Origin of the sequence: Microlunatus phosphovorus NM-1 (assembly GCF_000270245.1) — a bacterium.
GTDB classification, from domain to species: Bacteria; Actinomycetota; Actinomycetes; order Propionibacteriales; family Propionibacteriaceae; genus Microlunatus; species Microlunatus phosphovorus.
The window spans coordinates 5291214-5317532 of the sequence record NC_015635.1; the positions used below are offsets into that span (position 1 = coordinate 5291214).

At 68.5% G+C, this 26319-nt stretch carries 27 protein-coding genes; 9 read left to right on the forward strand and 18 right to left on the reverse strand.

Features of this window, described 5'->3' with window-relative positions; genetic code table 11:
• Nucleotides 1-8: 8 nt before the first annotated feature.
• From MLP_RS26850 to MLP_RS24010, 5 genes are all read right to left on the reverse strand, one after another.
• Entirely contained in the window at nucleotides 9-881 is an 873-nt protein-coding gene (locus tag MLP_RS26850; protein ID WP_013865817.1) for a type II secretion system F family protein, read from the reverse strand.
• Nucleotides 881-1690 carry a type II secretion system F family protein gene (locus tag MLP_RS23995; protein ID WP_013865818.1) on the reverse strand — a complete coding sequence of 270 codons (810 nt, stop codon included), beginning with the start codon at nucleotides 1688-1690 and terminating at the stop codon, nucleotides 881-883. Before MLP_RS23995 ends, MLP_RS26850 begins: the two co-directional genes overlap by 1 nt.
• Nucleotides 1691-1769: 79 nt before the next feature.
• Entirely contained in the window at nucleotides 1770-2966 is a 1197-nt protein-coding gene (locus MLP_RS24000) for a TadA family conjugal transfer-associated ATPase (RefSeq protein WP_013865819.1), read from the reverse strand.
• A gap of 71 nt (nucleotides 2967-3037) precedes the next feature.
• A complete protein-coding gene (gene ssd, locus MLP_RS24005) occupies nucleotides 3038-4114 on the reverse strand; it encodes a septum site-determining protein Ssd (protein WP_013865820.1) in 1077 nt (358 codons plus the stop codon).
• A gap of 455 nt (nucleotides 4115-4569) precedes the next feature.
• Complete coding sequence (locus MLP_RS24010; RefSeq protein ID WP_013865821.1) at nucleotides 4570-5280, reverse strand: Fic family protein; 711 nt, start codon at nucleotides 5278-5280, stop codon at nucleotides 4570-4572.
• Here MLP_RS24010 and MLP_RS24015 point away from each other — a divergent pair.
• Nucleotides 5279-6034: a class I SAM-dependent methyltransferase gene (locus MLP_RS24015; RefSeq protein ID WP_013865822.1), complete on the forward strand. Its 756-nt coding sequence runs from the start codon at nucleotides 5279-5281 to the stop codon at nucleotides 6032-6034. The genes MLP_RS24010 and MLP_RS24015 overlap by 2 nt on opposite strands.
• 296 nt (nucleotides 6035-6330) lie before the next feature.
• Complete coding sequence (locus tag MLP_RS24020; RefSeq protein ID WP_013865824.1) at nucleotides 6331-7371, forward strand: SIS domain-containing protein; 1041 nt, start codon at nucleotides 6331-6333, stop codon at nucleotides 7369-7371.
• 258 nt (nucleotides 7372-7629) lie between these two features.
• Here MLP_RS24020 and MLP_RS26855 read toward each other — a convergent pair whose 3' ends face one another.
• Nucleotides 7630-8310 carry a TetR/AcrR family transcriptional regulator gene (locus MLP_RS26855; RefSeq protein ID WP_013865825.1) on the reverse strand — a complete coding sequence of 227 codons (681 nt, stop codon included), beginning with the start codon at nucleotides 8308-8310 and terminating at the stop codon, nucleotides 7630-7632.
• Between the two features lie 86 nt (nucleotides 8311-8396).
• Between MLP_RS26855 and MLP_RS24030 the strand changes: the two genes are divergently transcribed.
• The 5 genes from MLP_RS24030 (at nucleotide 8397) to MLP_RS24050 (ending at nucleotide 14667) form a co-directional block, all read left to right on the forward strand.
• Nucleotides 8397-9746: a glycosyltransferase gene (locus MLP_RS24030; protein ID WP_013865826.1), complete on the forward strand. Its 1350-nt coding sequence runs from the start codon at nucleotides 8397-8399 to the stop codon at nucleotides 9744-9746.
• A gap of 99 nt (nucleotides 9747-9845) precedes the next feature.
• Nucleotides 9846-11846, forward strand: a complete 2001-nt coding sequence (gene acs / locus MLP_RS24035; protein WP_013865827.1) for an acetate--CoA ligase — start codon at nucleotides 9846-9848, stop codon at nucleotides 11844-11846.
• 145 nt (nucleotides 11847-11991) lie between these two features.
• Nucleotides 11992-13191: a Na+/H+ antiporter NhaA gene (gene nhaA, locus MLP_RS24040; RefSeq protein WP_013865828.1), complete on the forward strand. Its 1200-nt coding sequence runs from the start codon at nucleotides 11992-11994 to the stop codon at nucleotides 13189-13191.
• 96 nt (nucleotides 13192-13287) lie between these two features.
• Nucleotides 13288-13737 carry a phage holin family protein gene (locus MLP_RS24045; protein WP_013865829.1) on the forward strand — a complete coding sequence of 150 codons (450 nt, stop codon included), beginning with the start codon at nucleotides 13288-13290 and terminating at the stop codon, nucleotides 13735-13737.
• Between the two features lie 60 nt (nucleotides 13738-13797).
• Nucleotides 13798-14667, forward strand: coding sequence for an alpha/beta fold hydrolase (locus MLP_RS24050; protein WP_041790560.1), 870 nt, complete (start codon nucleotides 13798-13800; stop codon nucleotides 14665-14667).
• 96 nt (nucleotides 14668-14763) lie between these two features.
• Here the strand turns inward: MLP_RS24050 and MLP_RS24055 are convergent, their stop codons facing one another.
• From MLP_RS24055 to nth, 4 genes are read right to left on the reverse strand one after another with little or no spacing between them, the layout of a single operon-like run.
• A complete protein-coding gene (locus tag MLP_RS24055) occupies nucleotides 14764-16485 on the reverse strand; it encodes a glycoside hydrolase family 13 protein (RefSeq protein ID WP_013865831.1) in 1722 nt (573 codons plus the stop codon).
• The gene (locus tag MLP_RS24060; protein WP_013865832.1) at nucleotides 16482-17162 is read right to left on the reverse strand and encodes an HD domain-containing protein; all 681 of its coding nucleotides are present in this window, start codon (nucleotides 17160-17162) and stop codon (nucleotides 16482-16484) included. The genes MLP_RS24055 and MLP_RS24060 overlap by 4 nt, the downstream gene beginning before the upstream one ends.
• Nucleotides 17152-17856: an NUDIX hydrolase gene (locus tag MLP_RS24065; RefSeq protein WP_049804816.1), complete on the reverse strand. Its 705-nt coding sequence runs from the start codon at nucleotides 17854-17856 to the stop codon at nucleotides 17152-17154. The genes MLP_RS24060 and MLP_RS24065 overlap by 11 nt, the downstream gene beginning before the upstream one ends.
• 30 nt (nucleotides 17857-17886) lie before the next feature.
• Nucleotides 17887-18675 (reverse strand): endonuclease III, encoded by a 789-nt coding sequence (gene nth, locus MLP_RS24070; protein WP_083844061.1) that lies wholly within the window; start codon nucleotides 18673-18675, stop codon nucleotides 17887-17889.
• Nucleotides 18676-18867: 192 nt separating this feature from the next.
• Here nth and MLP_RS24075 point away from each other — a divergent pair, with 192 nt between their 5' ends.
• Nucleotides 18868-19545, forward strand: a complete 678-nt coding sequence (locus MLP_RS24075; protein WP_013865835.1) for a Crp/Fnr family transcriptional regulator — start codon at nucleotides 18868-18870, stop codon at nucleotides 19543-19545.
• A gap of 24 nt (nucleotides 19546-19569) precedes the next feature.
• On the opposite strand, the gene MLP_RS24080 is transcribed toward MLP_RS24075, so the two are convergent.
• From MLP_RS24080 to MLP_RS24115, 8 genes are all read right to left on the reverse strand, one after another.
• Nucleotides 19570-21021, reverse strand: coding sequence for a S1C family serine protease (locus tag MLP_RS24080; protein ID WP_049804667.1), 1452 nt, complete (start codon nucleotides 21019-21021; stop codon nucleotides 19570-19572).
• A gap of 158 nt (nucleotides 21022-21179) precedes the next feature.
• Nucleotides 21180-21956, reverse strand: a complete 777-nt coding sequence (locus MLP_RS24085) for an MBL fold metallo-hydrolase (RefSeq protein WP_013865838.1) — start codon at nucleotides 21954-21956, stop codon at nucleotides 21180-21182.
• Complete coding sequence (locus tag MLP_RS24090; RefSeq protein ID WP_013865839.1) at nucleotides 21949-22629, reverse strand: NUDIX hydrolase; 681 nt, start codon at nucleotides 22627-22629, stop codon at nucleotides 21949-21951. Before MLP_RS24090 ends, MLP_RS24085 begins: the two co-directional genes overlap by 8 nt.
• A 45-nt stretch (nucleotides 22630-22674) precedes the next feature.
• Complete coding sequence (locus MLP_RS24095) at nucleotides 22675-23178, reverse strand: RidA family protein (protein WP_013865840.1); 504 nt, start codon at nucleotides 23176-23178, stop codon at nucleotides 22675-22677.
• Nucleotides 23179-23181: 3 nt separating this feature from the next.
• Nucleotides 23182-23340 (reverse strand): DUF4177 domain-containing protein, encoded by a 159-nt coding sequence (locus MLP_RS28395; RefSeq protein ID WP_013865841.1) that lies wholly within the window; start codon nucleotides 23338-23340, stop codon nucleotides 23182-23184.
• A 185-nt stretch (nucleotides 23341-23525) separates the two neighbouring features.
• Nucleotides 23526-23696 carry a VOC family protein gene (locus tag MLP_RS27695; protein ID WP_013865842.1) on the reverse strand — a complete coding sequence of 57 codons (171 nt, stop codon included), beginning with the start codon at nucleotides 23694-23696 and terminating at the stop codon, nucleotides 23526-23528.
• 75 nt (nucleotides 23697-23771) lie between these two features.
• A protein-coding gene (locus MLP_RS24105; protein WP_156821080.1) for an IS3 family transposase occupies nucleotides 23772-25042 on the reverse strand; the annotation gives its coding sequence in 2 pieces (ribosomal slippage) (nucleotides 23772-24694 and nucleotides 24694-25042; 1272 coding nt in all).
• A 33-nt stretch (nucleotides 25043-25075) separates the two neighbouring features.
• Complete coding sequence (locus MLP_RS24115; RefSeq protein ID WP_013865843.1) at nucleotides 25076-25306, reverse strand: VOC family protein; 231 nt, start codon at nucleotides 25304-25306, stop codon at nucleotides 25076-25078.
• 316 nt (nucleotides 25307-25622) lie between these two features.
• Here MLP_RS24115 and MLP_RS24120 point away from each other — a divergent pair, with 316 nt between their 5' ends.
• Nucleotides 25623-26288 carry a hypothetical protein gene (locus tag MLP_RS24120; protein WP_231851388.1) on the forward strand — a complete coding sequence of 222 codons (666 nt, stop codon included), beginning with the start codon at nucleotides 25623-25625 and terminating at the stop codon, nucleotides 26286-26288.
• Nucleotides 26289-26319 lie beyond the last annotated feature (31 nt).

Consider the following 26319-nt stretch of genomic DNA (forward strand, 5'->3'; position numbering starts at 1 on the left):
GCCTTCACTCAGAAGTGGAGTGCATTGAGCACGGCGGAGGCCACCGTCGGCACGATTCCGATCAGCAGGAATGCGGGAATGAAGCACACCATCAACGGCAGGACGCTCCGTACGCCGACTCGACGAGCCGCCGACTCGACCTGACCACGACGCTCCTCCCGAGCGACCTCCGCGTGCACGAGCAGGCTTTCCACCAAGAGCGCTCCGGTCTCCACCGATCGAGCAAGATCGAGAGCGGCCGGACCCAGCTCCGGATGGCTGGCCAGCGATCGCCAAGCCGAGACATCGTCGTGACCGAGATCGGTGAGCCGCAGCACCTGGCCGAGGTCATCACCCAACGGACCGTCGACCACCTCGACCACGGATCGCAGCGCCGCCCTGACCGGCAGTCCTGCGGCCAGGCAGGCCGCCAACAGGTCGAGCGCCTGCGGCGCGTCGGCGATCCGGCGTTGCCGGGCTCGCCGAGTCGCTGACGGCTCCAACCAACCCAGGACTACCGCGCCGGTCAAGGCGACGACGGCACCGATCGCCAAGGCGGCGATCGACGGTAGCCAGCCGGCCGCGGACGGCCCGGCCCGGAGCAGGACGAAAGCAACTGCCACGCCCGGCATCGCCGCCTGGCCCAGTCGTCGGGTGAGCGGCGCAGCGTCCGGACGCCCTCGCAGCCACCGGGGCAGCGGCCGAACCGACCGCTGGACCACACGAGCATCGATCGGCGGCGGCCACGACAAGGACAGCGCCAGGGTCAGTAGCGCGGCCGTAACGACCATCCAGCCGGTGATCGAGCTCGCCGCATCGGCAGCCCACGCATCAGCACGCGTCGCGCCGGCGACCACGGCATCAGCAGCGGTCCGGATTGCGACCAACACCTCGTCCCACATCACATTGGTCTCCCCACCTGACGCGCCAGCCACTCGATCCACAACACTCCACAGGCGGCGAGGATCGCGCCCAGCACCAGACAGGCCCACCCGAACGGGCCCCCGACCAGGAATCCCAGCGGGTCGCCACCCAACAGATAGCCGAGACCGATGCCGCACAAAGGCAGGGCCGCCATCACCCGGCCGGTGGCGCGTGGACCCGCCAACTCGGCCGCCACCGTACGTTCGACGGACTGGTCGCTACGCAGAGCGTGGGCGACCTGATCCAACAGCTCCGCCATCGGGGCACCGGTCCTGGTGCCCACCTGCCAGGCGCGGGCCAGGTCCCGCAACCCCGCGCAACCGGGTTGCTGGGCCTCTTCCAGCAGTGCGGCGACGACGTCGCCACCGTTGCGATGCACCCGGGCGGTCACCGCCAGCACCGGCGCGTCCGCCGCGGCCAGGGTCAGCGCCTCAGCCGGGATCCGGCCCACGCGCACCTGGTTGGCAATCACCGAGCATGCCTGGGCCACCTCGGCGCGGATCGCGTGCTCCCGGCGAGTCCGCCGGCCCAACGCGAAGAGTCGCCCGGCGGCGCCGAGAGCGATCAGCACCGCGAAGGCAACCGCGGCAGCGGCCGGTCCGGCGATCAGAGCGGCTCCGACGACGACCGTGAGACCGGCGAACCCGAGCGCAGCCCAGCGGAGCCACGGCCGCGCTCGTCGGCGGCGCCGACTGGCCGACTGGTCCAATCGGCCCCGCACCGGGTCGGCTGGTCCGATCCACAACCACGCGGCAGCGGCGGAGCAGAGCAGGGTCAGTCCGATCACGGTTCGAACCTGTCTGCCGCCGCTCGCCTCGGTCGGATCCGTCCTGGCGTCACCGGTCGCGTCAGGACCCCCTGCGTTCTCATCGGTCGAGGATCCTCTCCAGTTGCTGGCTGCCCGGTCCTCGACGGGTACGCGGTCCGGAGCAGTCGATGGCTGGCACGGTCCGGACCCAGCCGGTGCCGGGATCACGCTCGAGCACGTGCAGCTCACTGACCCGGCGACGTCCCGCCCGATCACGGCGAATGTGCACGACGACGTCCAATGCGGAGGCCAGCTGGGCGTGCAGGGCCGCGCGGTCGAGGTTGCCGAGAACACCCAGCGCTTCGAGCCGAACCGGAACGTCTTCGGCCGAGTTTGCGTGCACGGTGCCGCAACCACCTTCGTGACCGGTGTTCATCGCCGCCAGCAGATCGCAGATCTCCGCACCCCGCACCTCGCCCACGACCAGTCGATCGGGCCGCATCCGCAAGGACTGGCGCACCAGATCAGTCAGCGTGATCGCTCCACGCCCCTCGGCATTGGCCGGCCGACCCTCCAGACTGACCACGTGCGGATGATCGGGCCTCAACTCACGGGAGTCCTCGACCACCACCAGACGCTCGGCAGGCGGCACCAGGCCCAACAGCGCCGCCAGCAACGTGGTCTTGCCCGAGCCGGTGCCGCCGGACACCAAGAAGGCAGCCCGACTCTCCACCAGCCGTTCCAGCACGGCCGCCAGGCTTGGGCTCACGGCGCCCGTCGCCACGCAATCCGCCAGGGAGAAGGCCCGTCGAGCCGGCACCCGCAGCGAGAGGCAGGTCCCCGGCAACGCCTGCGTAGCCAATGCCGCGTGCACCCGCGTGCCGTCGGGCAGCCGGGTATCGACGAAGGGTGAGCTGTCGTCGAGCCGCCGACCGGTGGCTGCGGCCAGACGCTGAGCCAACCGGCGTACCTGTGCATCATCAGCAAACCGAACCTCAGCCGGCACCAACCCATCGCCACGATCGACCCACACCTGATCCGGTCCGTTCACCAACACATCGGTGACACCAGGCTCGCGCAGCAGGCCGGTGAGCGGCCCGGCGCCGACCATCTCTCGCCGCAGCGCCTCGACCACTGCCAGCAACGACTCATCGGTGACCAGCCGACCCTCGGCGCGCATCGCATCCGCGACATCGGCCGGAGTGTGCGCCCGCGACAGATCGGCCAGCCGTCGCCGGATCGGCTCCAGGTCCAGCCCGGCACCCTGGCCCCTCGCACTCAGACTCCTTGCGCCGCGGATCACGGCGCCATGCACTCCCGCTCCGGGAAACCCAGCTCCGAGGGCGCCGGCCGAGTCCCCGGACTCTGCCGGTTCCGCGAGCGCCCTCATGACCGACCCTGGCGAACAGGCAACTGGCGAACAGGCAACTGACCGAGGATCTGACGACAGGCGCGACCCAGGTGGGAGCGACGTAGCCGGCCGGGCGGCTCACCTCGTTCAGCGGACAGCCGGGCGCTGCCCTCGTCGGCGAGGCAGGCGACCACGGGCAGCCCCAGACTCTCCTCCACCAGATCCGGGCTCATCCCTGCGACCCGACGGCCGCGCAACAGCACCTGAGTGCCGGCCGAAGGCAGCCAGGCCGCCACCTCCCGCGCCGCCGCCAGACCTCGCAGGTCGGCTCGGACGACCAGCAGGGTCAGCTCGGCCCGACGGGCCGCCTCCAGGACGTCGGGGCTCAACCACCGCGGCAGGTCGACGATCGTCAGATCGTGGCTGCGGGTCGTGGACCGCAGCACAGTAGCCAACTGCTCCGCCCCGATCTCGATCGGTGCAGTTGGCTGACCGCCCCGCACCCCGGTGAGCAGATCGATCCCATCGACGTACGGCAACTGGCCGCTGAGGTCACCGACATGCCCGGTCGCGTGGGCGAGCTGAGGCCAGCGCCAGCCATCCAGCTGCTCGGCGCCCAGCAACAAGTCCAGGCCACCGCCTCGCAGATCTCCGTCGATCAGCACGGTACGGAGACCGTCGGCGGCCGCTGTGACGGCCAGCGCGGCCGCACAGGTCGAGCTACCCACGCCGCCGACCGCTCCCACCACAGCGAGCAGTCGGCCGGCACCGGTCCGACGCCCGGTCGCATCGGCCAGGGCCGCGGCGAACCAGCTGTCTGCCGAAGGCAGGGCCGCCACCGCCGCCCCCAAGGGCACCGACCAGCGACAGAGCTCGTCGCTGTCCCGGTCCTCGCCGGCGACGAACACATCGGCCCGTCGCGGCAGCCCCAACGCCGCGAGCCGCTCCGCCTTGTCGCCGCCGATCACGACCGCGGTCGCCTCCCGCCACACAGCCCGCACCGCCCCGGGGTCGGACAGCACCCTCGGCTCCAGACCCACCGCGGCCAGCGTGGTCAGCAATCGGTCCAGCAGTTCGTCATCCGTAGTGAGCACGGCGGCATAGGCATCCACGCCTAGACAATGCGTACGTCGGGTCGGTTTCGTACGGTGCTCTTGCAGATCTGTGGACAGCGCTTCGAATCCCGTTCGGCCCTGTGGATAAGTCGAGAAGGGCTCCAACAACGCCCGACGTCGAGACCTACAAAACCCTGAGAATCTTCTTATCTGAGGGGGTTCTCAATGCGGCCCGTTCGCGATAGAAAGGGAGTCACGAACCAGTCTTCGGACACCGGTGAGTACGAGGAGAGTGGACCCTCCACTCCGTAGTCGTTGGTGGCCGAAACCCTGGTTTTGCACGCCAACCGAGTACCCACGCGGCGACCACCCATCCAAACTGGGGCGTTGCGACCCGGGTCAGCCCGGGCCAACACACTGCAGGTGCACGCATGGTCGCTCGAGTCGACGTGCCAGACACGACGCCTGGGAGCCCCGGGCGTCGTGTCACGTCTGGCCGCAGTTGACCGAACTCATTGGACTGGACTCACCGGCGACGCCTCGGCACCATCGACCGCCGCCTGCGCCACATGCAGGATCCAGTCCCGTACGCCTTCGACACTGCCGTCCTGATAGCCGCTGAGCAATCGGTGGTAGTCGCCTCGCCGCCCGAGGTGTCCGACCTCGGTGACGATCACGCCGCGCGGGTCGAAGCCTGACGAGATCAGCACCATCCGTTCCACCGCCCGCGCGACCAGCCCGTCCGCGCTCCCGAACGGGACCGTGGTCGCGATCTCGGCGTGTGCGATGGCGGCCAACACCAAGGCGGGAACCTCGGAACGCGCCGTCAGCAACTCCGTCAGACCCGTCAACCGTGCGGCGACCTCACGCGATTCCCGCGGCCGACCCAGTTCGTCGTCGACCACCATTCCGTACCCTGCGAGAGTGTGCGCCCTCGCCAGCGCCTGGCCGGGTGCCACCCGGAGCACCGCGGCGAGCGCCGGCAGTTCGGTCGACAGCCGGACTGCGCCCGCTGCCCAAGCCTCCGGATCGTCGGTCAACTGAGCACTGGCCCGCGCGCCGGTCAGCAGCGCGGCAGCGACCTGCTCGGCCGACATCGCTCGCAGAGCACGGTCAGTCAGGACGACGTCGACGGCATCGCGGGCTGCAGCGAGTCCAGACGGCACGCCCTCCAGCCGCGCCAGATCGGTCAGCGGGTCGGGCACGACTAGAGTTTGCACCATGAGTCCGCCTCGGAGAACCCTCTATCCTGCGGCCGCCCCCGCGTGGATGGTAGGCGGGTCGCGGCGGCGCATCCTCGATCTCGGCTCGGGCACGGGCGCGTTCGCTCAGCTGCTGGCCGACGACGGCCATGAGGTGTTCTGCATAGATCGCGATGTCGACGCCGTCGCAGCCATCTCGGGGCGGCTGGGCACCAGGTTGCATGTCGCCGGGCAGGTCGAGTCGCTCCCGTACCTTTCCTGCCACTTCGATGTGGTCACGGCCTCGCAGAATCTGCACAGATTCGCCCCTGGGCTCGCCCTCTCGGAGATCGCCCGGGTGCTCCGGCCGGGCGGTCACCTCGCGGTGGCATACAACACCCGGGACGACACCGTGCCCTGGGTGCGCCGGCTGACCGCCCTGGTCCAACAAAGCGATCCCCTGGCCATGCGCGGTGACTACGGCGTCGAGTCGCTGACCGACGTCACCGAGAGTCCCTACTTCAGCGACTTGGTCCGCCGCGATTTCCGCAACTGGGTGCCGATCACCCGCAAGGGCCTGGTCTCGATGGTCGAGCGCCGCCCCTCCACCGCCCAGTTGGACACCGCGTCTCGGCACGCCCTGCTCGCCGAGGTCGCAGCACTCTACGACTCCATCGCCCGCGCGCCTGATCCGCTGCTGCTGCCCTACCGGGCCTCGTGCTGGCGCGCCCGCGTCGACCACACCGGACTGGTGCTGGATGAGGATGACCTGGACGTGGTCCAGATCCAGCTCTGACCAGCTCCGTACCCGGAGCCTCACAGCGAGTGACGACCCCGTCGCGAGCGGCCGTGAGGCGGAGCGACGGCTCCGTCTGGACGACTGAGCGAACAAGACACGCCTTTTCGTCTTGTGAGCGAGGGAGGAAGACGGAGTCCTGGGAGCGGAGGCTCACAGCGAGTGACGAACAGTTGACAGCCAAATTGGTCTATGCCATTCTTGAGCATACGTCGGTGGTCTATACCAATTTCGTGTCTCTGGACCATCTGAAGGACCGAAGACCCACCACCCGGAGATGAGGGGAACTGACGATCATGGCCAGGGCCGGCGCGTTGATGTCCGCCGAGATCGCCGAGCAGCCCGCGGTCTGGCGCCGCCAACTCGAGGAGAGCACCCGGCAGGTCGATGCGGTCGCCCGACGGATCGCCGAGTACGACCCGAGGATGATCCTGTTCGTCGGCCGCGGGACCAGCGATCACGCCGGGCTCTACGGCAAATACCTGACCGAGATAGTCCTTCAGCTGCCGGCCGGCATGGTGTCCCCCTCGACCATGACTGCGTACGGTGCCCGTCCCGCACTGGACCGGGTGCTGATGATCGGCGTCAGCCAATCCGGCGGCTCCCCGGACCTGGTGCACTCTCTCGAGGTGGCCCGGCAACAGGGTGCGCTCACTCTGGCGATCACCAATCAGGCTGATTCGCCGCTGGCCCAGGCGGCCGAGCTGGAGCTCGATGTCCTGGCCGGTCCCGAGCAGGCGGTCGCGGCCACCAAGTCCTACACGGCGCAGTTGCTCGCGCTCTATCTGATCTTCGATCGGCTGCGGGGCGGCTCCCCGGACTCGGCGGCAGCCCTGCCTGACCTCGCCGATCGGCTCATCGCGGGTGATGACGGCGTACGCACGCTGGCCCAGCGCTATCGGTTCGCCTCCCGCCTGGTCACGACCGCCCGCGGCTACTCCTACCCGACTGCACGGGAGGCAGCGCTCAAGCTGATGGAGACCTCCTATCTCGGTGCGCAGGCGTTCTCCGGCGCCGATCTGCTGCACGGACCGCTGGCCATGATCGACCCGCAGGTGCCCGTGCTGGCCATCGTCGCCGACGGCGCCGGCGGTCAGGCCATGCAGCAGGTGATCTCCCGATTGGCCGAGGTCGGCGCGGATGTTATGTGTGTCGGCAACGCCGACGCCGTCGCGGCGGCCGACGCCGGGGTGGCACTGCCGGCCGGAGTCAGCCAGGAGCTCTCGCCGCTGCTGGAGATCATCCCGTTCCAGCAGTTGGCACTCCACCTGGCCGTCGCCCGGGGCGGCGATCCGGACGCACCCCGTGGGCTGAAGAAGGTCACCGAGACACTCTGAGTCGGCGGACTGATCCTCGAGTTCGACCCGACCTGACCTGGGGAACTTTTGGTCCTCTGTCCACCTGAGACGTGGACAGGGGACCAGAACTTTCCCAGAAGACGACCGGGGCGGCCCGGATCCGTCCCCACCACGGGCCACCGGGCCGCCACCACAGCCGCTGGGATCGTCACCCGATCCCGATGCCTCAATTCTGCTGGAGCTCACCGCCTCGGCCGAGGGCTAGCAGACCCGACCGAGTAGGTCGAAGGTCCCGGATCACGCCCTGTCTGCGACCAGATCCAGCAGCATTCCTGCTATGAGGTCGACATACTCGGTCGCATCCCGCCCCTCGGCGCGCACGACGCGGTCCCACAGCTCGACCGAGCCGATCGCCGCTGTGCGTTGCACCATGGTTTCCATCGAAAGATCGGCCCGCAGCCAACCGCGCTGTGCCCAGCCCTGCAAGGTCAGCCGGATCTGGTCGGCGATCTCCTCGGTGAGCGCTCGCAACTCGTCAGCCAGTGCCGGATCCGAGCGAGATGCCTCAGAGAGTGCCATCCAGACGCCATGCGCTCCTCCGTTGACGGTCGCCATCACCACGGCACCGGCCCGGGCAGCGGCCACGGGGGTGTCGACCTCGGCTACTAGCTGACGACCCAGCTCGGTGTCACCAACGGGCGTACCCGGCGCCCCGCCGAAGGAGGACGCCGCGATGGCCGCTCGGAGCAGCTGGATCTTGGGGCCATGGTTCTGCACCGTCTCGGTCGACACGCGAGCACGACGTGCGATGGCCGGCATCGTGGTGCCCGCGTAGCCCTTCTCCGCGAATAGTTCAGCAGCGGCCTGCACCACGCGCTCTCGTGTGGCCGCCGCCTGCTGCTGGCGAAGCTCGGAGACGTACGTTCGAGTGGATGACTCCGACGTCGTCAACACATCCGATGTATCAGGGGACACCATATTGACTCCTGTATTGCTGTACTGAATAGTTGGGTCCTGTACCGAACCGTACCAGCAGGGCCCCCACCACCGTCAGGAGTCCACTCATGTCCAGCTACGTCATCGCCTCCGTACCGATCCACGGCCATGTCTCGCCTCTGCTGCCGATCGCAGCGCACCTGGTGGCCCGCGGCGACACGGTTCACTTCCTCACCGGAGCCCGGTTCGCCGCCGCCGTCTCGGCCACCGGTGCCACCCATGTCGCGCTGCCGCCGGAGTCGGACTTCGACGACCGCAATGTCGTCGCCCAGTTCCCGGAACGAGCCGGGATGTCACCGCTGGCCGCGGTCGCCTTCGACATCGAGCACATCTTCATCCGGCCGGGCGAAGGTCAGTACGCCGGTCTCCAGCAACTCCTGCACAGCGAGCCCGTGGACGCCGTCATCGTCGATCCCTTGTTCGCCGGCGGCGTGCTGCTCGGCGAGCTGCCGGCCGACCGACGCCCACCGATCGTGGTCGGTGGGGTCGTGCCACTGGCGCTGGCCGGTCCTGGGATCGCGCCGTACGGGTTGGGCGTGCGCCCGATGTCCGGGCCGATCGGCGCCATCCGGAACCAGATCCTGGCGGCGGTGAATGCCCGGGTGCTGCGGCCGGCCGAGGAGGCCGGGACGGCGATCATGCAGCGCATCCACGGACGCGCGGGCAGCGGGCCGATCATGGACTGGCTGACCCGGGCCGACGCGGTGATCCAGCTGACGGTGCCTTCCTTCGAATACCCACGCCCAGAGCCAGCCACCCGGCTGGCGTTCACCGGGATGATCTCGACCTCGTCGTCGCTGGAGCATCCCCGGCCGGCGTGGTGGCACGAGCTCGACGGCAGCCGACCCGTGGTCCACGTCACGCAGGGCACCATCGCCAACGACGACCTGACCGAGCTCATCATCCCCACCATGCGCGCCCTGGCCGACCAGGAGGTGCTGGTCGTGGTTGCCACGGGCGGTCGGCCGGTGTCGGACCTGGGGCCGTTGCCGGACAACGCCCGAGCTGCGGAGTTCCTGCCGTACAGCGAGTTGTTCGAGCGGACCGATGTGTTCGTCACCAACGGCGGCTACGGCGGTGTCCAGTTCGCCCTCGCCCACGGGGTGCCGGTCGTGGTCGCCCCCGGCAAAGAGGACAAGATCGAGGTCGCGGCTCGGATCACCTGGTCGGGCACCGGAGTGAACGTACGCAGACAGCGCCCCAGCGAGAGTCGGCTCCGTCACGCCGTCCGGCGGGTGCTGACCGACTCTCGGTTCCGCACGGCTGCGTCGACGGTGGCGGCCGAGATGGCGGCGGCATCGGGGGCGAGCGGGTTCGCCGCGGTCGTCGACGACGTCGTGGCTGGTTGGCCCGGTTCGGCTGAGGAGCGGATCGGAATCGACCGCACCGATGCCGTTGGGCAACAGCACATCGCCTAGGCTGCGAAAAGGCCCTGGTCGCCGGATCCCGGCAGCCGTACGCGGTTGCCACGCCGGCATGCGGGGCTGTCTGTGCGCCGTCGATGTGGAGGTTCCGCCGTGACCGATGAAGCCCTGCCCGCCAATGAGGCCCCATCCGCCAACGAAGCATTGTCCAATCTGCTGCACGAGGATCGGCGGTTCCCGCCGCCGGCCGACCTCGCCGCCTCGGCCAACGTGACTGCCGCGACGTACGCGGAGGCGGAAGCCGATCTGGAGGCGTTCTGGGGCGAGCAGGCGAAGCGGATCACCTGGGACACCAAACCGACCGAGGTGCTGGACTGGTCCAACCCACCGTTCGCGAAGTGGTTCGCCGACGGCACCTTGAACGCGGCCTACAACTGCCTGGACCGGCACGTCGAGGCCGGCAACGGCGACCGGGTGGCCTACTACTTCGAGGGCGAGCCGGGCGACACCCGGGTGATCACGTACGCGGAGCTGACCACGGACGTGAAGAAGGCGGCGAACGCGCTGCTCGAGCTCGGCGTCGAGGCCGGGGACCGGGTGGCGATCTATCTGCCGATGATCCCCGAGGCCGTGGTGGCAATCTTGGCGTGCGCCCGGATCGGCGCCCCGCACACGGTGGTGTTCGGGGGTTTCTCCGCTGACGCACTGGCCTCGCGGATCGAGGATTGCGGGGTCGAGGTGGTGATCACTGCCGACGGCGGTTACCGGCGCGGCAAGCCGTCCGGGCTGAAGCCGGCTGTCGACGAGGCGCTGACGAAGTGCCCGTCGGTGCATCACGTGCTGGTCATCAAGCGGACCGGCCAGGACACCCCGATGACCGAGGGCCGGGACCTGTGGTGGGACGAGTTCGTCGGCCAGCAGTCCGCGGAGCACACCGCGGAGGCCTTCCCGGCCGAGCATCCGCTCTACATCATGTACACCTCGGGCAGCACCGGGAAGCCCAAGGGGATCCTGCACACCACCGGCGGCTACCTGGTGGGCGTGACGTACACCCAGTGGGCGACCTTCGATCTCAAGCCGGAGACCGACATCTTCTGGACCGCTGCGGACATCGGCTGGGTCACCGGGCACTCCTACCTGGTGTACGGGCCGCTGGCGAACGGGACGACCTCGGTGATGTACGAGGGCACACCCGACACCCCGCACAAGGGCCGCTGGTGGGAGATCATCGAGAAGTACCGAGTGTCGATCCTCTACTGCGCGCCGACCGCAATTCGCACCTTCATGAAGTGGGGTGCCGACATCCCCGAGCAGTTCGACATGTCCTCGCTGCGGGTGCTGGGCTCGGTCGGGGAGCCGATCAACCCGGAGGCGTACGTCTGGTATCGCACCAACATCGGCGGCGACCGGGTGCCGGTGGTGGACACCTGGTGGCAGACCGAGACCGGGATGCACATGATCTCCCCGATGCCGGGTGTCACCTCCGGCAAGCCCGGTGCGGCGATGACCCCGGTGCCGGGGGTGAGTGTGGACGTGGTCAACGACGAGGCCGAGTCGGTGCCGAACGGCTCGGGTGGCTATCTGGTGATCACCAAGCCGTGGCCGGCGATGCTGCGTACCCTCTGGGGCGACGATCAGCGTTATGTCGACACGTACTGGTCCCGGTTCCCTGGCTTGTACTTCGCCGGAGACGGGGCCAAGCGTGACGAGGACGGAGACATCTGGCTGCTCGGCCGGGTGGACGACGTGATGAACGTGTCCGGCCACCGGATGTCGACCACCGAAATCGAGTCCGCGCTGGTGTCCCATCCGAAGGTGGCCGAGTCCGCCGTCGTCGGGGCGAGTGATGCGACCACCGGACAGGCGATCGTCGCCTTCGTGATCCTGCGCGCCGATGCCGGCGACGGCGGTCCGGACGTCGTCGCCGAGTTGCGGGCCCATGTGGCCAAGGAGATCGGCCCGATCGCCAAACCGCGTCAGATCATGGTCGTGGAGGAATTGCCCAAGACCCGCTCCGGCAAGATCATGCGCCGGCTGCTGCGTGACATCGCCGAGAACCGTGAGCTCGGCGACGTCACCACCCTGACCGACTCGACCGTGATGAACCTGATCAAGGAGAACCTGAGCGCCTCCGCGGCGAGTTCAGCCGAGTAGTCCTCTCCTGTCCGGCCCATAGCCCGTCCGCCGGCAAGCGAATGCTGCTCGGGCTTCTCGGCAGGAATGCCTGGGCGCGGTAGGGTGACCGGCGGTGTGCCGGGAAGTCTGGTCGGCGATTCCGTAGCCGACCCCAGGAGCAGCCGTGGTCCAACCCCGCCCTCGCGTCGTGCTGTTCGGGCGGAATGCCAGCGACGCTGACACGATCGCCATCACCGACGTCCTGCGGCAGGAGACCGTCGGTGGCGCTTTGATGCTCGCAGCCGCCGTGGTCGCGGTGTCGTGGGCCAATGTCTCACCGGTGAGCTATGCCGCGGTGTTGCACCTGCCGCTGGGCCCACTGGACCTGGAGCACTGGGTCGCCGACGGCCTGCTGGCGATCTTCTTCTTCGTAGCCGGACTGGAACTCAAGCGTGAGCTCACCGTCGGGGCGCTGAGCCGGCCGGCGCAGGCCTTGGTGCCGATCGCGGCGGCGCTCTGCGGAATGGCCGTCCCCGCGGCGATCTTCGTCCTCGTCAACCTGACGCTGGCCGGTGGGCGGCCGCAGGGCTGGGCCATTCCGATGGCGACCGATATCGCCTTCGCTCTCGCGATCCTGGGGCTGGTCGGCTCGCGGCTGCCGACCGGGCTGCGCGCCTTCCTGCTGACCCTGGCCATCGTCGACGACCTCGGCTCCATCGCCGTGATCGCGATCTTCTTCGCCCACGGGCTCTCCGCGCTCTGGCTGCTCGCGGCACTCGGCTGCGCCGGTTTGTGGCTGCTGCTGCAATGGCGGCGGATCCGTGGCTGGTATCTCTATCTGCCGCTCGGGATCCTGTGCTGGACCTGCATGTACGCCAGCGGCGTGCACGCAACGGTGGCCGGCGTGGTGCTCGGCTTGTTGACCTCCTCGAACGTCAGCCGAGGTCCGTCCGTGGTCGACGTCTGGGAACACCGCTGGCGGCCGATCTCGGCGGGCGTGGCCGTACCGGTCTTCGCGCTCGTGGCGGCGGGAGTGCCGGTGTCGATCGACAAACTGAGCGCAGCCCTGACCAGCCCGGTCGGCATCGGGGTGGTGCTCGGCCTGGTCGGCGGCAAGTTCCTCGGGGTGTTCGGGGGTGCCTGGCTGACCGCGCGACTGACTCGGGCCGAGTTGGCCGCGGAACTGCGCTGGAGTGAGATTGCCTCGGTGGCGCTGCTGGCGGGCGTCGGCTTCACGGTTGCCCTGCTGATCGGCGATCTGGCATTCGCCGACGATCCGGCCCTGCAGGAGGTGGCGAAGACCGGCGTCCTGGTCGGTTCGGTGATCGCGGCCGTCCTGGCCTCGATCTCCCTGCGCCGGCGTACGCGATCCCGGGCTGCGTAGTCATCACTCGCTGTTTCGTTCCGCGCTCAGGACGGGGTTGCGTGGCGCCAACCGACCGGACCGTTAGGCTCAGGGCTGAGAGCGAGAGGAGATCCCATGGCGGATCGCAAGGTCGCAGACCTGATCAAGGACATCCGAGGCGATGCCCAGCTCCTGGTCAATGACCAGGTAGAGCTGGCGAAGTCGGAGCTGGCGCCGGCCGCCAAGAACGCCGGCATCGGCGGTGGGCTCTTCGGCGCGGCCGGCTATTTCGGCATCAATGCCGGCACCCTCATCTTCGTCGCAGCGGCCCTCGGTCTGGCGGCGCTGGGTCTGCCCTACTGGGCTGCGTTCTTGATCGTGGCCGCAGTGCTGCTGATCATCGCGGGGATCCTGGGCGCCATCGGCTACTCCCGGATCAAGAAGGTCAAGCCGCCGGAGAAGACCATCGCCAACGGCAAGGCACTCGTCACCGAGCTTCAGGCGGCCGTCAGCCGGGCCACCGCCGCCGCCACTGCGCCGCGGATCGAGGGAACCGTGGCCAATGACAAGAAGGCGTTGCGCTGAGCCCGCACTGTGCGGCGTGGTAGGCGTCCGCCCGCGCCGGAGTGGTCGGTACGCGAGGTCTTGATCGAGGGTCCGTGGCGGCATCGGGAGATCACCGCCAACGGGATCCGCTTCCATCTGGCTACCGGGCTGAGCTTCACCCGAGAGCGTCCACTGGTGCTGCTGTTGCACGGGTTCGCGGAGTTCTGGTGGGCCTGGCGGCATCAGCTGCCGGCTTTGGATGCGGCCGGAGTGAGCGTGGCGGCGCTGGATCTGCGGGGTTATGCGGCAACCGACAAGACCCCGCGCGGCTATCGCCAGTCGGTGACCGGGCTGGACGTCTCGGCGGTGATCCGTAGCCTCGGGTTCAGCTCGGCCACCATCGTGGGCCATGACTGGGGCGGCATTGCGGCCTGGTCGACGTATGCGTACGCGCCGGAGCAGGTCGACCGGATCATCACGATCAGTGCCCCCCACCCGCTTCGATTCCCCTGGCGGACCATGGGCGCCGGCCTGGCCTGGTTCCAGCTGCCGATCCTGCCGGAGCGGGTGATCACCGCCCGCCACGGCGCGTACGTCGAATGGCTGCTCCGTCGACGAGCCGACCCCGGAGCGGCCTTCCTCACCAGTGAGGAAGCTTGGCACTATCGGCAGGCGCTACGACTGTGGCCGAGCCCGCACTGCGCCCTGGAGTATCTGCGGATGTTCGGTCGTGATCAGCTGCGCCCGGCCGGTCGGTCCTACCGGAGCGCGCTGTCGGCGCCCGTTGACGTGCCGGTGCTGGCCATCCGAGGCGAGCATGACCGGCTGGTGCCAGCCGACTCGATGCTGCCGCGCAGCCCGTACGCACCGCGCACGCACCGTCACGTGGAGATCCCCGGTGCCGGTCACCTCCCGCACGAGGAGTCGCCGGACGCCGTGACGGCCGCCGTCATCGACTGGCTCCGCTGACCCGGGCGCCCGCTGCTCGGCTACGCGCGGCGGAGTCGTCATTCACAGCTCCTCCGGCGGCACCCCGAGGCCAAACCCCGGGACCAAGCGATGGAATCAGGCGAGCCGGAGGATGCGGGATTCCCAGGGTGCCAGCACGGTCGGCGACCCAGCACCATGAGTGCCGAGCAGCAGAGTCGAGCCGGTCAGGTCAGGCAGCTCAGCCACGGGAAGCTCCAACGGCTCCCGGGACAGGTTCGCCAGCACCAGCAAGCTCGAGTCTGCACCAGTCCTGACGAACGCCCACAACCGCTCGTGATCGGGCAGCAGCAGCTCGAACCGACCCTCGACGACCACCGGGTTCTCGTGTCGGAGCTCGATCAGTTTCCGGTAGTGATGGAACACCGAGTCCGGATCAGCCACGGCCGCCTCGGCGTTGACCACCAGGTAGTTGGGGTTGGCCGGCAGCCACGGAATACCCTCGGTGAAGCCGGCGTGCGAGCGGTCGTTCCACTGCATCGGCGTACGGGCGTTGTCCCGGCTCTTCACCGACAGCGAATGCAGCACCGCCTCCGCCTCGAGACCGAGCGACAGCGCCTCCGCGTGGTAGTTCACCGACTCCAAGTCCTGATACTGGCTGATATCGGTGAAGTAGGTGTTCGTCATGCCGAGCTCTTCGCCCTGATAGACGTAAGGCGTGCCCTTGTGCAGGTGCAGCACCGTGCCGAGGGTCTTGGCCGAGGCCACCCTGAACTCCGGTGAGTCGTCGCCGAACCGGGACACGGCTCGGGGCTGGTCGTGGTTGTTCCAATAGAGCGAGTTCCAGCCCGCGTCGGCGAGCCCCTCCTGCCAGTCGGCCAGGTTCTTCTTCAGCACCGGCAGCGGCAGCTCGGCGAGGTGCCATTTGACGCCGCCCGGCTGCGAATCCAGGCTGACGTGCTCGAAGGTGAACACCATGTTGAGCTCGTGCCGATCTGGATCGGTGATCGAGCGAGCCACCTCGATGGTGGCGCCGGGCGTCTCGCCGACCGTGATCAGCTGCTGCTCGTCCAACCCGACCTCGCGGTTCATCTCGGCCAGGAACTCGTCCAGCCGGGGCCCGTTCATCACCGAGCCGAAGTTCGCGTCATACGCCTGGCCCTCCGGCGGCGCGGTATCGGCCAGTTCAGCAGGCTTGGAGATCAGATTGATGACGTCCATCCGAAAGCCGTCGACGCCGCGGTCGACCCACCACCGCATCATCGCGTAGATGGCCTGCCGCACTGTTGGGTTCTCCCAGTTCAGGTCGGGCTGCTTGCGGGAGAAGATGTGCAGGTAGTACTCCCCGGACCGCTCGTCGAACTCCCACGCCGAACCGCCGAACGCCGCCTTCCAACCGGTTGGCTCAGCCCCGGGGGCTCCTGGCTCGAAACCGGGCCGAGCCGGTCGCCACCAATACCAGTCCCGCTTCGGCGAGGCCGGATCCCGCGACTCGACGAACCACTGATGCTCGTCGGAGGTGTGGTTGACGACCAGGTCCATCACCAGCTTCATCCCCCGGTCATGCACGCCGGCGATGATCGCGTCGAGGTCCGCCAATGAGCCGAAGAGCGGGTCGATGTCGTGGTAGTCGGAAATGTCGTACCCGTTGTCATCCTGCGGAGACTTGTACACCGGCGACAACCAGACGACGTCGACACCCAACTGCTTCAGGTAGTCCAGCTTGCCGAGGATGCCGGGCAGATCACCCATCCCGTCGCCGTTGTAGTCGGCGAAGGACCGCGGGTATATCTGATAGACGACGGCGGACTTCCACCAGCCGGCCGGGCGCGGGTCGACTGCGGTGGTTTCGGGGCTCATGCGGACGATCCTGGCACAGGTCCGAGCTCGTCCGGAGACACGCCCGCAGCGCGAAGCTCGGCCACCAGTTCCCGGCACTCGGCAACCAGATTGAACCGGGCCCGCCCGTTGAGCTGACGCCCTCGCGGCGTGTTGAAGAGGTCACGCCCAGCCAGCTCCCGCAGGATCTGGAACCGCCCCCGGGCGAAATCCAGCCGGGGTACGTGGGCGTACTCCTCACGCACCTGCGCGACATAGCGCGCATACGCCTCCGGGCTGCCGCCCAGCACCGCCAGGTCGGCATCGCACAGCAGCTCTCCGTTGGCATCCCGGGAACCAGGCACATGCGTGGCGGTGAGCCGCACCAGCCGCGCGATCTCGTTGAGATCCTCCTGCTCCAGTCCGGCGCGGCTGAGCTCACGGATGCTCAGCCGGGCCGAGGCGTCCTCATTCGTCAGCTCCCGGGTCGGGACGTCGTAGATCGCATCGTGGTAGAAACCGGCCAACCGGACCAGAAACACGTCGTGATCGGCGGTCGCGAACTCGCTGATCCGGTCCTGGACCGCCGCCAGGTGTTCGAGGCCGTGATAGCGGCGGTGCGGTTCGGCATAGCGGGCGATGACTCGCGTCCCGAGCTTGGGCTGGTCGCGCAGCGTTGCGTCCCAGATCTGCTGGAGCCGCTCGGTGTCAGTGCTCATCGTGTCCCTGTCCTCGGGAGATGTCGGTCAGATAGCGAGCCGGGATGTCGAAGCGCCGTTGCTCGTCCCACGGCCGTTGCCAGCCCGCGAGGTCGAGGACCCCGTCCAGCAGATGCGCGGTCAGCCCCCAGATCAGATGCCCGGCCACCTCGAAGCCCGGCCCGGAATAGCCGGACGGATGCCGTACGCGACCGCGGTTGGCCGGGTCGGTGAGATCGGCCACCGAGACGACGACGACAGACGCCACCTCCCGCGGATCGGGTGGGCCGATCAGGCCCCGGTGCCGCCACCAGGCGACCACGGTGGTGACATCGAACCCGCTGACCGCCACATGCGCCGGCGGCAGTGCGCCGATCGGCACCACCCCGGAGGAGTCGATGCCGGCCTCCTCCCGCGCCTCACGGACCGCCGTGGCGATCAGATCGAGATCGGTTGACTCGTTCGCGCCGCCGGGGAAGGCGATCTGGCCGGCATGAGTTCGCAGGGTCGCCGCGCGCTCGACGAAGAGGATCTCCGGGCCCCGCTCCCCCTCACCGATGAGCACCAGAACAGCCGCCGCCCGCCCACCGATACCCGGTCGTAGGGCCACCGATCGTTGCAGCCGGGCGTCATCGAGCAACGCGCGATCAAGCGGCTGGAGCCAGACCGGCAGTTCCTCGGTCGGCGGTGTCAGTGACTGCTCGTGTTGATTCATCGGCTCATCTGCCCGAGCCACCCGGCCCACTCATCCGCGCGGCTCGCGAACCAGCTTCTCCGCCTTGACCGGATCGGTCTCGCCCTCCCCGTACGCCGGGCACCAGCGAGCAACCGGACACGCCCCGCAGGCCGGATTGCGGGCATGACAGCGCCGCCGGCCGTGCCAGATCACGTTGTGGCAGAGCTGGGTCCAATCCTTGCGCGGGAAGAGCGCACCGACGTCCCGTTCCACCTGATCGGGGTCGACCGAGGTCGTCCAGCCGAATCGCCGAGCCAACCGGCCGAAGTGCGTGTCGACGGTGATGCCCGGCACCCCGAACGCGTTGCCGAGCACCACATTGGCGGTCTTGCGTCCGACCCCAGGGAGGGTGACCAGCTGCGCCAGCTTGCCTGGCACCTCACCACCGAAGTTCTCCGTCAGGGCCGCACCCAGCTTGAGCAGCGTGTCGGACTTCGCCCGAAAGAAGCCGACCGGCTTCAGCAACTCCTCCAGCTCCATCCGATCGGCCGCCGCGTACGCCGCTGCGGTGGGATAGCGCGCGAACAGGATCGGCGTGATCAGGTTGACCCGTTTGTCCGTGGTCTGGGCGGACAGGACCGTCGCGACCAGCAGCTCGAGAGGAGTGCTGAAGTCGAGCTCGCAGTGAGCGTCGGGATAGGTCTCGTGCAGCACCCGGTTGATGGTGCGCGCGCGCCGGACCAGGGCCGTCCGTGACACATCGCCCCCTCGATTCCTCCCACCAACCCGCCCCCCGGCATTGGGCAGGGTGTCCACCACGGCTTCGACGACACCGGCGGAAGACGCGCTCTGTGACATGAGGATCACCCTAGTTTGTGACACTGACAGTGTCTTCGTCACTCGCTGTTCGCTCCGCGCTCGAGACTCTGCCGCGCTACGCTCTCGGCCGCTCGCGACGGGCCGGGAACGGAATCTGCGCTGTGACCCGTGACACAGGCGGTAGGTTCAACGGTAGCCTGACACCGACAGGCGCTGACAGCAGGAGGTCGTGTGGATCCGGAGGTCTTGAAGAAGGCTCCGCTCTTTGCCGGACTCGAGGACGAGGCCGCTTCGGCGTTGGCCGCGGCGATGGGCACCATCAAACTCAACCGCGGCGAGGTGTTGTTCCACGAGGGCGACAAGGAAGACCGCCTCTACGTGGTCGTCAGCGGCAAGATCAAGCTGGGCCGGAGTGGCTCGGCCGGCCGGGAGAACCTGTTGGCGATCCTGGGGCCGGGGCAGATGTTCGGCGAGTTGTCGCTGTTCGACCCGGGGCCGCGCTCCTCGACCGCGACCGCGGTCACGGCGTGCGAGATCCGTACGCTCGAGCACGACGAGCTCATGGGTTGGCTGTCCGGCCGGCCGGAGGTGGCACTGGGGCTACTCGGTCAGTTGGCTGCCCGGCTGCGGCGGGCCAACGACGTGGTGGCTGACCTGGTGTTCTCCGACGTGCCCGGCCGGGTCGCGAAACAGCTGCTGGAGTTGGCCCGCCGATTCGGCGAGCGTCGCGAGGACGGCATTCACGTGCACCACGACCTCACTCAGGAGGAGTTGGCCCAACTGGTCGGCGCCTCCCGGGAGACCGTGAACAAGGCGTTGGCCGATTTCGCCGCCCGCGGCTGGATCAGACTGGAGCCACGCTCGGTCACGATCCTGGACACCGTACGAGTCGAGCGCCGGGCCCGCTGAGCCAGCTCCCCGCCGATCGTCGGCTCAGGCCGTGCCGAGGGTGACCTCCACGGTGTGCGACTGGCCGTCGCGGTTGTAGGTCACCTCGACCTTGGTGCCCGGTGCGTAGTAGCGGGTCGCCGCGATCAGCCCGTCCGCGTCGGCCGTGGCGAAGTCGTTGATCTTGGTGACCTGGTCGCCCTCCTTCAACCCGGCCTTCGCGGCGGCACCGTCGGCGGACACGCTCTGCAGGGTGACGCCATCGGTGGAGACCGCGGCCGAGTCCTGGCCACCGACGCTCACACCCAGCGCGGCGTTGGTATAGCTGCCCGTCTCGATCAGCTGCGTCGCCACCCGTACGGCCACATCAGCCGGGATGGCGAAACCGATGCCGATGTTTCCCGAGCTGGAGCCGTCGGATCCGGTGGAGGCGATCGAGGAGTTGATGCCGACCACAGCACCGTTCAGATTGACCAACGGCCCGCCGGAGTTGCCGGGGTTGATGGCCGCATCGGTCTGTACGGCGAGGTAGACCGCATCGTTTGTCGTGCCGGATCGGACCGGTCGCGTGGTGTTGGAGACGATCCCGCTGGTCACGGTGTCGGAGAGACCGAGCGGCGCGCCGACGGCCACCACCGACTGACCGACCTCGATCGAGTCGGACTTCGCGAAGGCTGCCGGCACCAGCTTGTCGCTGGCCGCGACCTTGATCACCGCGAGATCGTTGGTGTTCGAGGTGCCTACCACGGTGGCCTTCTCCGATGTGCCGTCATCGAAGGTGACCGTGATCGACGTCGCCCCGCTGCCCTGCTGGGTCTCGCCTGGCTGACCACCCTGCTGACCGAACGGATCCTGCGGATCGCCGCCTTGCTCACCGGATTGGCCTCCCTGGCTGCTGGCCGCTTCGGAGACCACGTGGTCATTGGTCAGGATGTGACCCTGCTTGTCGAGCACGACGCCGGTACCGATGCCGCCGCTTTGACCGGCCTGGACCGTGATCGTCACGACCGAGGGCTCGATCTGCTTGGCGGCGGCCGAGATGGTGCCGTCCAGTTTCGGCGTGGTCGCCGCGGTCTGTGTGGTCACCGTGACCGGCGAGTTCGCTCCGGCCGCGCCGCCGCCCAGATAGGCGTACGAGCCGATGCCGGCACCGGCACCGATCACCGCCGCGAGTGCCGCCGCTGCGACCACGACTCCCGGTCGGCGCTTGGGCAGGGTGGCGGTGGCTACCGGTGCTGCCGGTCCGGGCGCCGCCGGAGCCTGCGCCATTGGCTGGATGAGGGTCGCATCGGGGTCAAAGCTGCCCTGATATCCGTCGTGTTGACCTCGATAGGCGCCGGACTGATAGGCGTCGGACGGGGTGGCGGAGCCCGCGGAGGGCTGACCGAGCGGCGGTACGCCAGCCGGAGCTGGGAAGTCCTGCCCGTGATAGCCGCCGATCGGCTGCATCGGGTGATAGTCGGGGCCCGTGGGCTGCCCGAAAGGCGGGGTGTTCATTCCAGAAGGCTGTTGCGGTGTGCTCACGTTCTCCAGGTTGGGGCCCGATCCTGTGCAGATTCTGTGCGCTTCCCATGGCTCGGCTACGTCTCGTGGTGGAGCCTGAGAGCAAGGTCAGGATGGGCTGAGATGAGCCTCAACCCACCCCTCATCGGCGGTCAATGTGTGCGCAGATAGTCCAGTTGGGCGCGCACCGACTGCTCGGCGGCGGGCCAAAGGGAGCGGTCGACCTCGGCGTACACCCTTGTCACGATCTGGGCGGCGGTCTCGTCGCCGAGCCGCAGGGCTTCGCGGACCTGCTCCAAGCGACCCAGCCGATGCTCGCGATAGAACCTCAGCAGCCGCTCCGGCTCGCTGACCACCGGTCCATGACCAGGCAGGATGGCGCTCACGTCATGCTCGCGGACGGCCTGGAGCAGCACCTCGAGGGAGTCGAGGTAGGCGCCGAGGTCTCCGTCCGGGTGGGTGATCACGGTCGTGCCCCGGCCAAGCACCATGTCACCCGTGAGGAGCCAGGCGCCCCGCTCGCTGGTCACCAGCAGGGAGGTCGAATCACTGGTATGGCCTGGTGTGGCGAGCGCCCGGATCGTGAGGTCTGTCCCCTCGATCAGGTCGCCGTCACGAAGCCGGCCATCGTGGTCGCCGGTGGGAATCACGTACGCAGGGTCGGCCGCCCGTGCCCCGGCACCGGTGAGCTCGGCGAACCGGGGCAGACCCTCGGAGTGGTCGACATGGCGATGGGTCAGGACGGTGACCACGACCTCGCCGGCCTCGGCCTGGACAGCGCGGAGATGGGTCTCGTCGGGTGGGCCTGGATCGACCACCACGCTGGGCCCTCCGGGACGACCCAGGATCCAGGTGTTGGTGCCCTCCAGCGTCATCGGACCTGGGTTGGGCGCCAACCGTAGCCGGATGTCCGGCGCGACATCACTCATCAGCCGGTCCATCAATGCGCCGCGGATAGCGGAACACCCAGCCGTCCGCCTCGCGTACCACCCGAGGCAGCACGGGCTCGATGACCCGATCACGGCCGAACTCGATCGCCGCGGTCACCGACGACAGCTCGGAGAGTTCCAGCAGGATCGACAGGGTCGGCGGCATCAGCTGCAAAGAACCGGCCTGGAAAGCAACGACCGCCGCCCGCGGACAAACCCAGTCGGCATCGAGGGTCTCGCTGGACGTGTCCTCAGCTGTCTGACCAGTGGGCAGGGCAGCTAGGTAGAAGGCGGTGTCGTAGCGGATCGGCTGCTGCTCGGGCGTGATCCAGTGTGCCCACGGCACCAGGGCGTCCGCGGTGAGCTCGACCCCGGTCTCCTCCCGCGTCTCCCGAATCGCGCACGCCAGCCTCGGATCCGGCGCGGTCTGGTCGACCGGATCGAGACCACCGCCGGGAAACACCGCCATCGACGCCGCGAACGTCATCCGGGCATGCCGGTGCAGCAGGTACGTCTCCAGCCCGGCATCGCCGTCCCGGCACAGGACGACACTGGCTGAGGCTCGCGGCGATGCCGGCACGGATCCCGCCGGCCAGGCATCGGCCAATGCGGCCAGCTTGGCCGGCACTGTGAGCCTCAGTGAGGTCAAGACGTCGAGTGAGTGACTCGGCACGGCTGGACCTCCAGATCGACCCGGGTTGCTGGTCAGGCGGATTTCTCAGGCGGGCTGAACGCTCGGCCTGCTGCGGAGCTGGGCGACGACCTCCACCTCGACCGGCGCGTCCAGCGGCAGCACCGAGACGCCCACCGCGCTGCGGGCATGGCGACCGGCGTCACCGAAGATCTCGCCGATCACGGTGCTGGCGCCGTTACCGACCTGCGGCTGGCCGGTGAAGTCCGGCGTGCTCGCCACGAAGATCACCAGGCGCACGATCCGCTCGATCTCGTCGATGCCGCCTGCCTGCTCGCTGACCGCGGCCAGTCCATTCAGCACCGCGGTCCGCGCGCACTCGGCCGCGGTCTCCACCGACACCTCGGCCCCCACCTTGCCGGACGCGACGAGCTGACCGGCCACAGTCGGCAGCTGACCGGACGAGTAGACGAGGTCGCCCACCCGAACGGCCGGCACGTACGCCGCAACCGGCGCTGCGACCGGCGGCAGCGTCAAGCCCAACTCGGCGAGTCTCGCCGACGGCAACGATGCCGAACCCTGGAGCGCCACGGCTCAGTCCTGGATCGGGCGCTTGAGATAGGCCACCAGGTTCTCCGGGTTCAGCCCAGGCACAACCTGCACCAGCTCCCAGCCGTCCTGGCCCCAGTTGTCCAGGATCTGCTTGGTGGCATGGACGAGCAACGGAATGGTGACGTATTCCCACTTGGTCATGAGGTGATCCTACGGACGGTGCCTTCGTCACTCGCTGCGAGGCTGCGCTCCCAAGACTCCGTCTTCTTCCCTCGCTCACAAGACGAAAAGGCGTGTCTTGTTCGCTCAGTCGTCCAGACGGAGCCCTCGCTCCGCCTCACCGCCGCCGCTCGCGACGGGGTCCAGCCCACCCAGGGGCCGCCCGATCAGCAGGCGCACAGGCAGAACGGATGCCCGCTCGGATCGAGCAGCACCACAAACGACGCATTGGACGCAGAATTGTCGGCTAGCACGGCACCGAGCGACTGCGCGTACGCCACGGAGGCCGGGAGGTCCGCCTTGGCCACATCGAGGTCGAGGTGGGACTGCTGGGGCACCTCGTTGACCGGCCAGGTCGGCGGCCGGTAGTCGAGCGCCGGGGCCTACCCCCGGTTCTTGGACACGGGGGTTGATTACGCAGCGGTTGGGAGCGTAGCGGCCCAGCGGGCCTCGTAGGTGGACGGGGACTGGTATCGGCACCAGGAGTGGCGCCGCTTGGTGTTGTAGCGGGTCAGCCACCTGAAGAGCTGCCGGCGGCAGATGAGCTCGTCGGGCCAGCAGGCGGCGTCTTGGAGGACCTCTCGTTTGAGGGTGGCGTTGAACGACTCCGCGAGCGCGTTGTCGGCCGACGTGCCCACGGCACCCATCGACTGGGTCACGCCGAGGCGCGCGCAGAGCTTGGCGTAGTCCTTCGAGGTGTAGACCGACCCGTGGTCGCTGTGGAAGATGGCCCCTGCCAGCCCACCTGAGCCGCCGCGGGTCGCAGCTGCTGCGGTGAGGGCGTCCTCGACGAGGCTGGTGCGCATGTGGTCCGCGACCGCCCAGCCGGCGAGCCGTCTGCTGTAGCAGTCGATGACGGTGGCCAGGTACAGGTTCGTCCCGTCGGCCAGCGGCAGGTAGGTGATGTCGCCGACATAGCGTCGCCCCGGCGCATCCGCGGTGAAGTCCCGCTTCAGCAGGTCGGGGATCAACTGATCCGACGGTTCGGGAATCGTGGTCCGCACACGGCGCTTCTTGACGTAGCCGGCTATCCCAGCCGCACGCATGACCCGCGCGACGCGTTTGTGGTTGACCCGCTCCCCGGCAGGGACACCGTCGTTGAGCTCCGCGGTCACCCGTGGCGCGCCGACGGTGTTGTCGGCCTCGTGGATCACCCGGATCCGTTCGGCCAACTCCGCATCCGCGGCAGCACGGTCGGTACGGGCTGGCGCTCCAGCCTTCCAGGCGTAGTAGGAGGAGCGCTCGATCTCGACGAGTGCACACAGTCGCTTCACCTCGAAGGTGGCGGAGTTGTCGGCGACGAACTGGAAGCGACTCACCAGCGCGTCTCCCCGGCGAAATACTTGGCCGCCCGCTGGAGGATCTCCCGCTCGGTGGTCAACTTCGTCGTCTCTGCCCGCAGGGCCGCGTTCTCTGTTTCGAGCCGCGCGATCCGCTGTTCCTGTGTCTCATCGACAGGCCCTGACGGAGGCGTCATCGGCGGCTTGGCGTGCAGTGGGCTGGAGGTCAGCGTCCCGTCGGCGGCGGTCTTCTTGCCGGTCCCGTACGCCTCGAGCCAGTGCCGCAGCGTGCCACGCACGATGCCCAGGTCCTCAGCAATGCCGCGGACCGTGGCCCCCGGTGTGGACTCATACAAGTCGACGGCCTGACGACGGAACTCCTCGGAGTAGTTCTTCCTGGCCATGATTCTCGGATCATCTCGCTCACTCCCTGCCCATCACGGGTGCGGGATTCGGCGTGTCCAAGAACTGGGGTCAGGCCCCGCCAGCTGGAACGACAGCTTGGTTCCCCCACCGTCGGACTGGACGGTCCACCAGTCCTCGTCGGTGCAGACGATGGGCCAACCCAGCAGCTGGCTGTAGAACTCCGCCAACCGGGGCGGGTCGTCGGTGTCGAGCACCACATGGCCGAGCGCGATGCTCGGCCGGTCGATCGTTGAATCGCTCATGTCGCCATCCTGCCCGCCGGCACTGACAGACCACGCCCCGCTGAAGCCTTCCGCCGCGCCTGGGGATGCCACAGGTGGTCGCCAGTCGGGCGGGCTGCGGGTACGTCTGCCGCCTGGGGGATGCCACAGATGATCGCCAGTCACGCGGGAACCGGGTCCGTTTCGCGCCCCCGGGCCACACATGGACGCGAGCCAGCCGGGCCGCGAGTACGTCTGCCGCCTGGGGGCCACAGATGATCACTTTTCCGTGTGCAGACAGGAAAAACGTGGGCTCAAACACTAGTCATCGCACACCTGTTCGACTAGAATGGGTGACATGTTCGAGGAACGGTTGGAGGCGGCGCTCGGGGACCGGCGCGCCCTGGCCGACCTCGCCGCCCGGGCCGAGCAGCAGTCGAAACGATGGGGTTGCCGCAAGCTTGTGGTCGCCGCCGCGTGGGCCGACGCCCATTCGGAGGTGGATCATCTCGAGGGTGGGGTGCTGGTCGAACGACTCATCAAGATCGGGCCGGTCGGGACACCGCCGGTCGCGGAGTTCGCCCCTGAGGGATTGATCGGCCCGTACGGCACCTCGACCGCCTCCGCCCGGTCCTGGATGTCCGACGCGTTGACGGTCCGGCACCGACTCCCCAGGTTGTGGGAACGCGTCCAAGCGGGTGAGATCCATGCGTGGCAGGCCCGGAAGATCGCGAACCTGACCGCCCACCTGTCGATCGCGATCGTGGGGATGGTGGATGAGCAGACCGCCGGCTGGGTCACCCAACTCCCGTGGCAGACGTTCCTGAAGAACTTGGATGCCACCATGCTCGAGGTGGATGAAACCTCCTATCGGGAGCGGGAGAAGATCATCGCCGCGAAACGTGAGGTTCGCGCCACCCAATCCGAAGACGGGCTCCGCACGTTGATTGCTCGCGGTGAGGCCGGGGATGTGGCGATGCTCCTCGCCCTGGACTTCCCCCCGTTTGACGGACACCTGACCTGAGGTGGCCACTGGTCACCAGGGAGGATGTCGT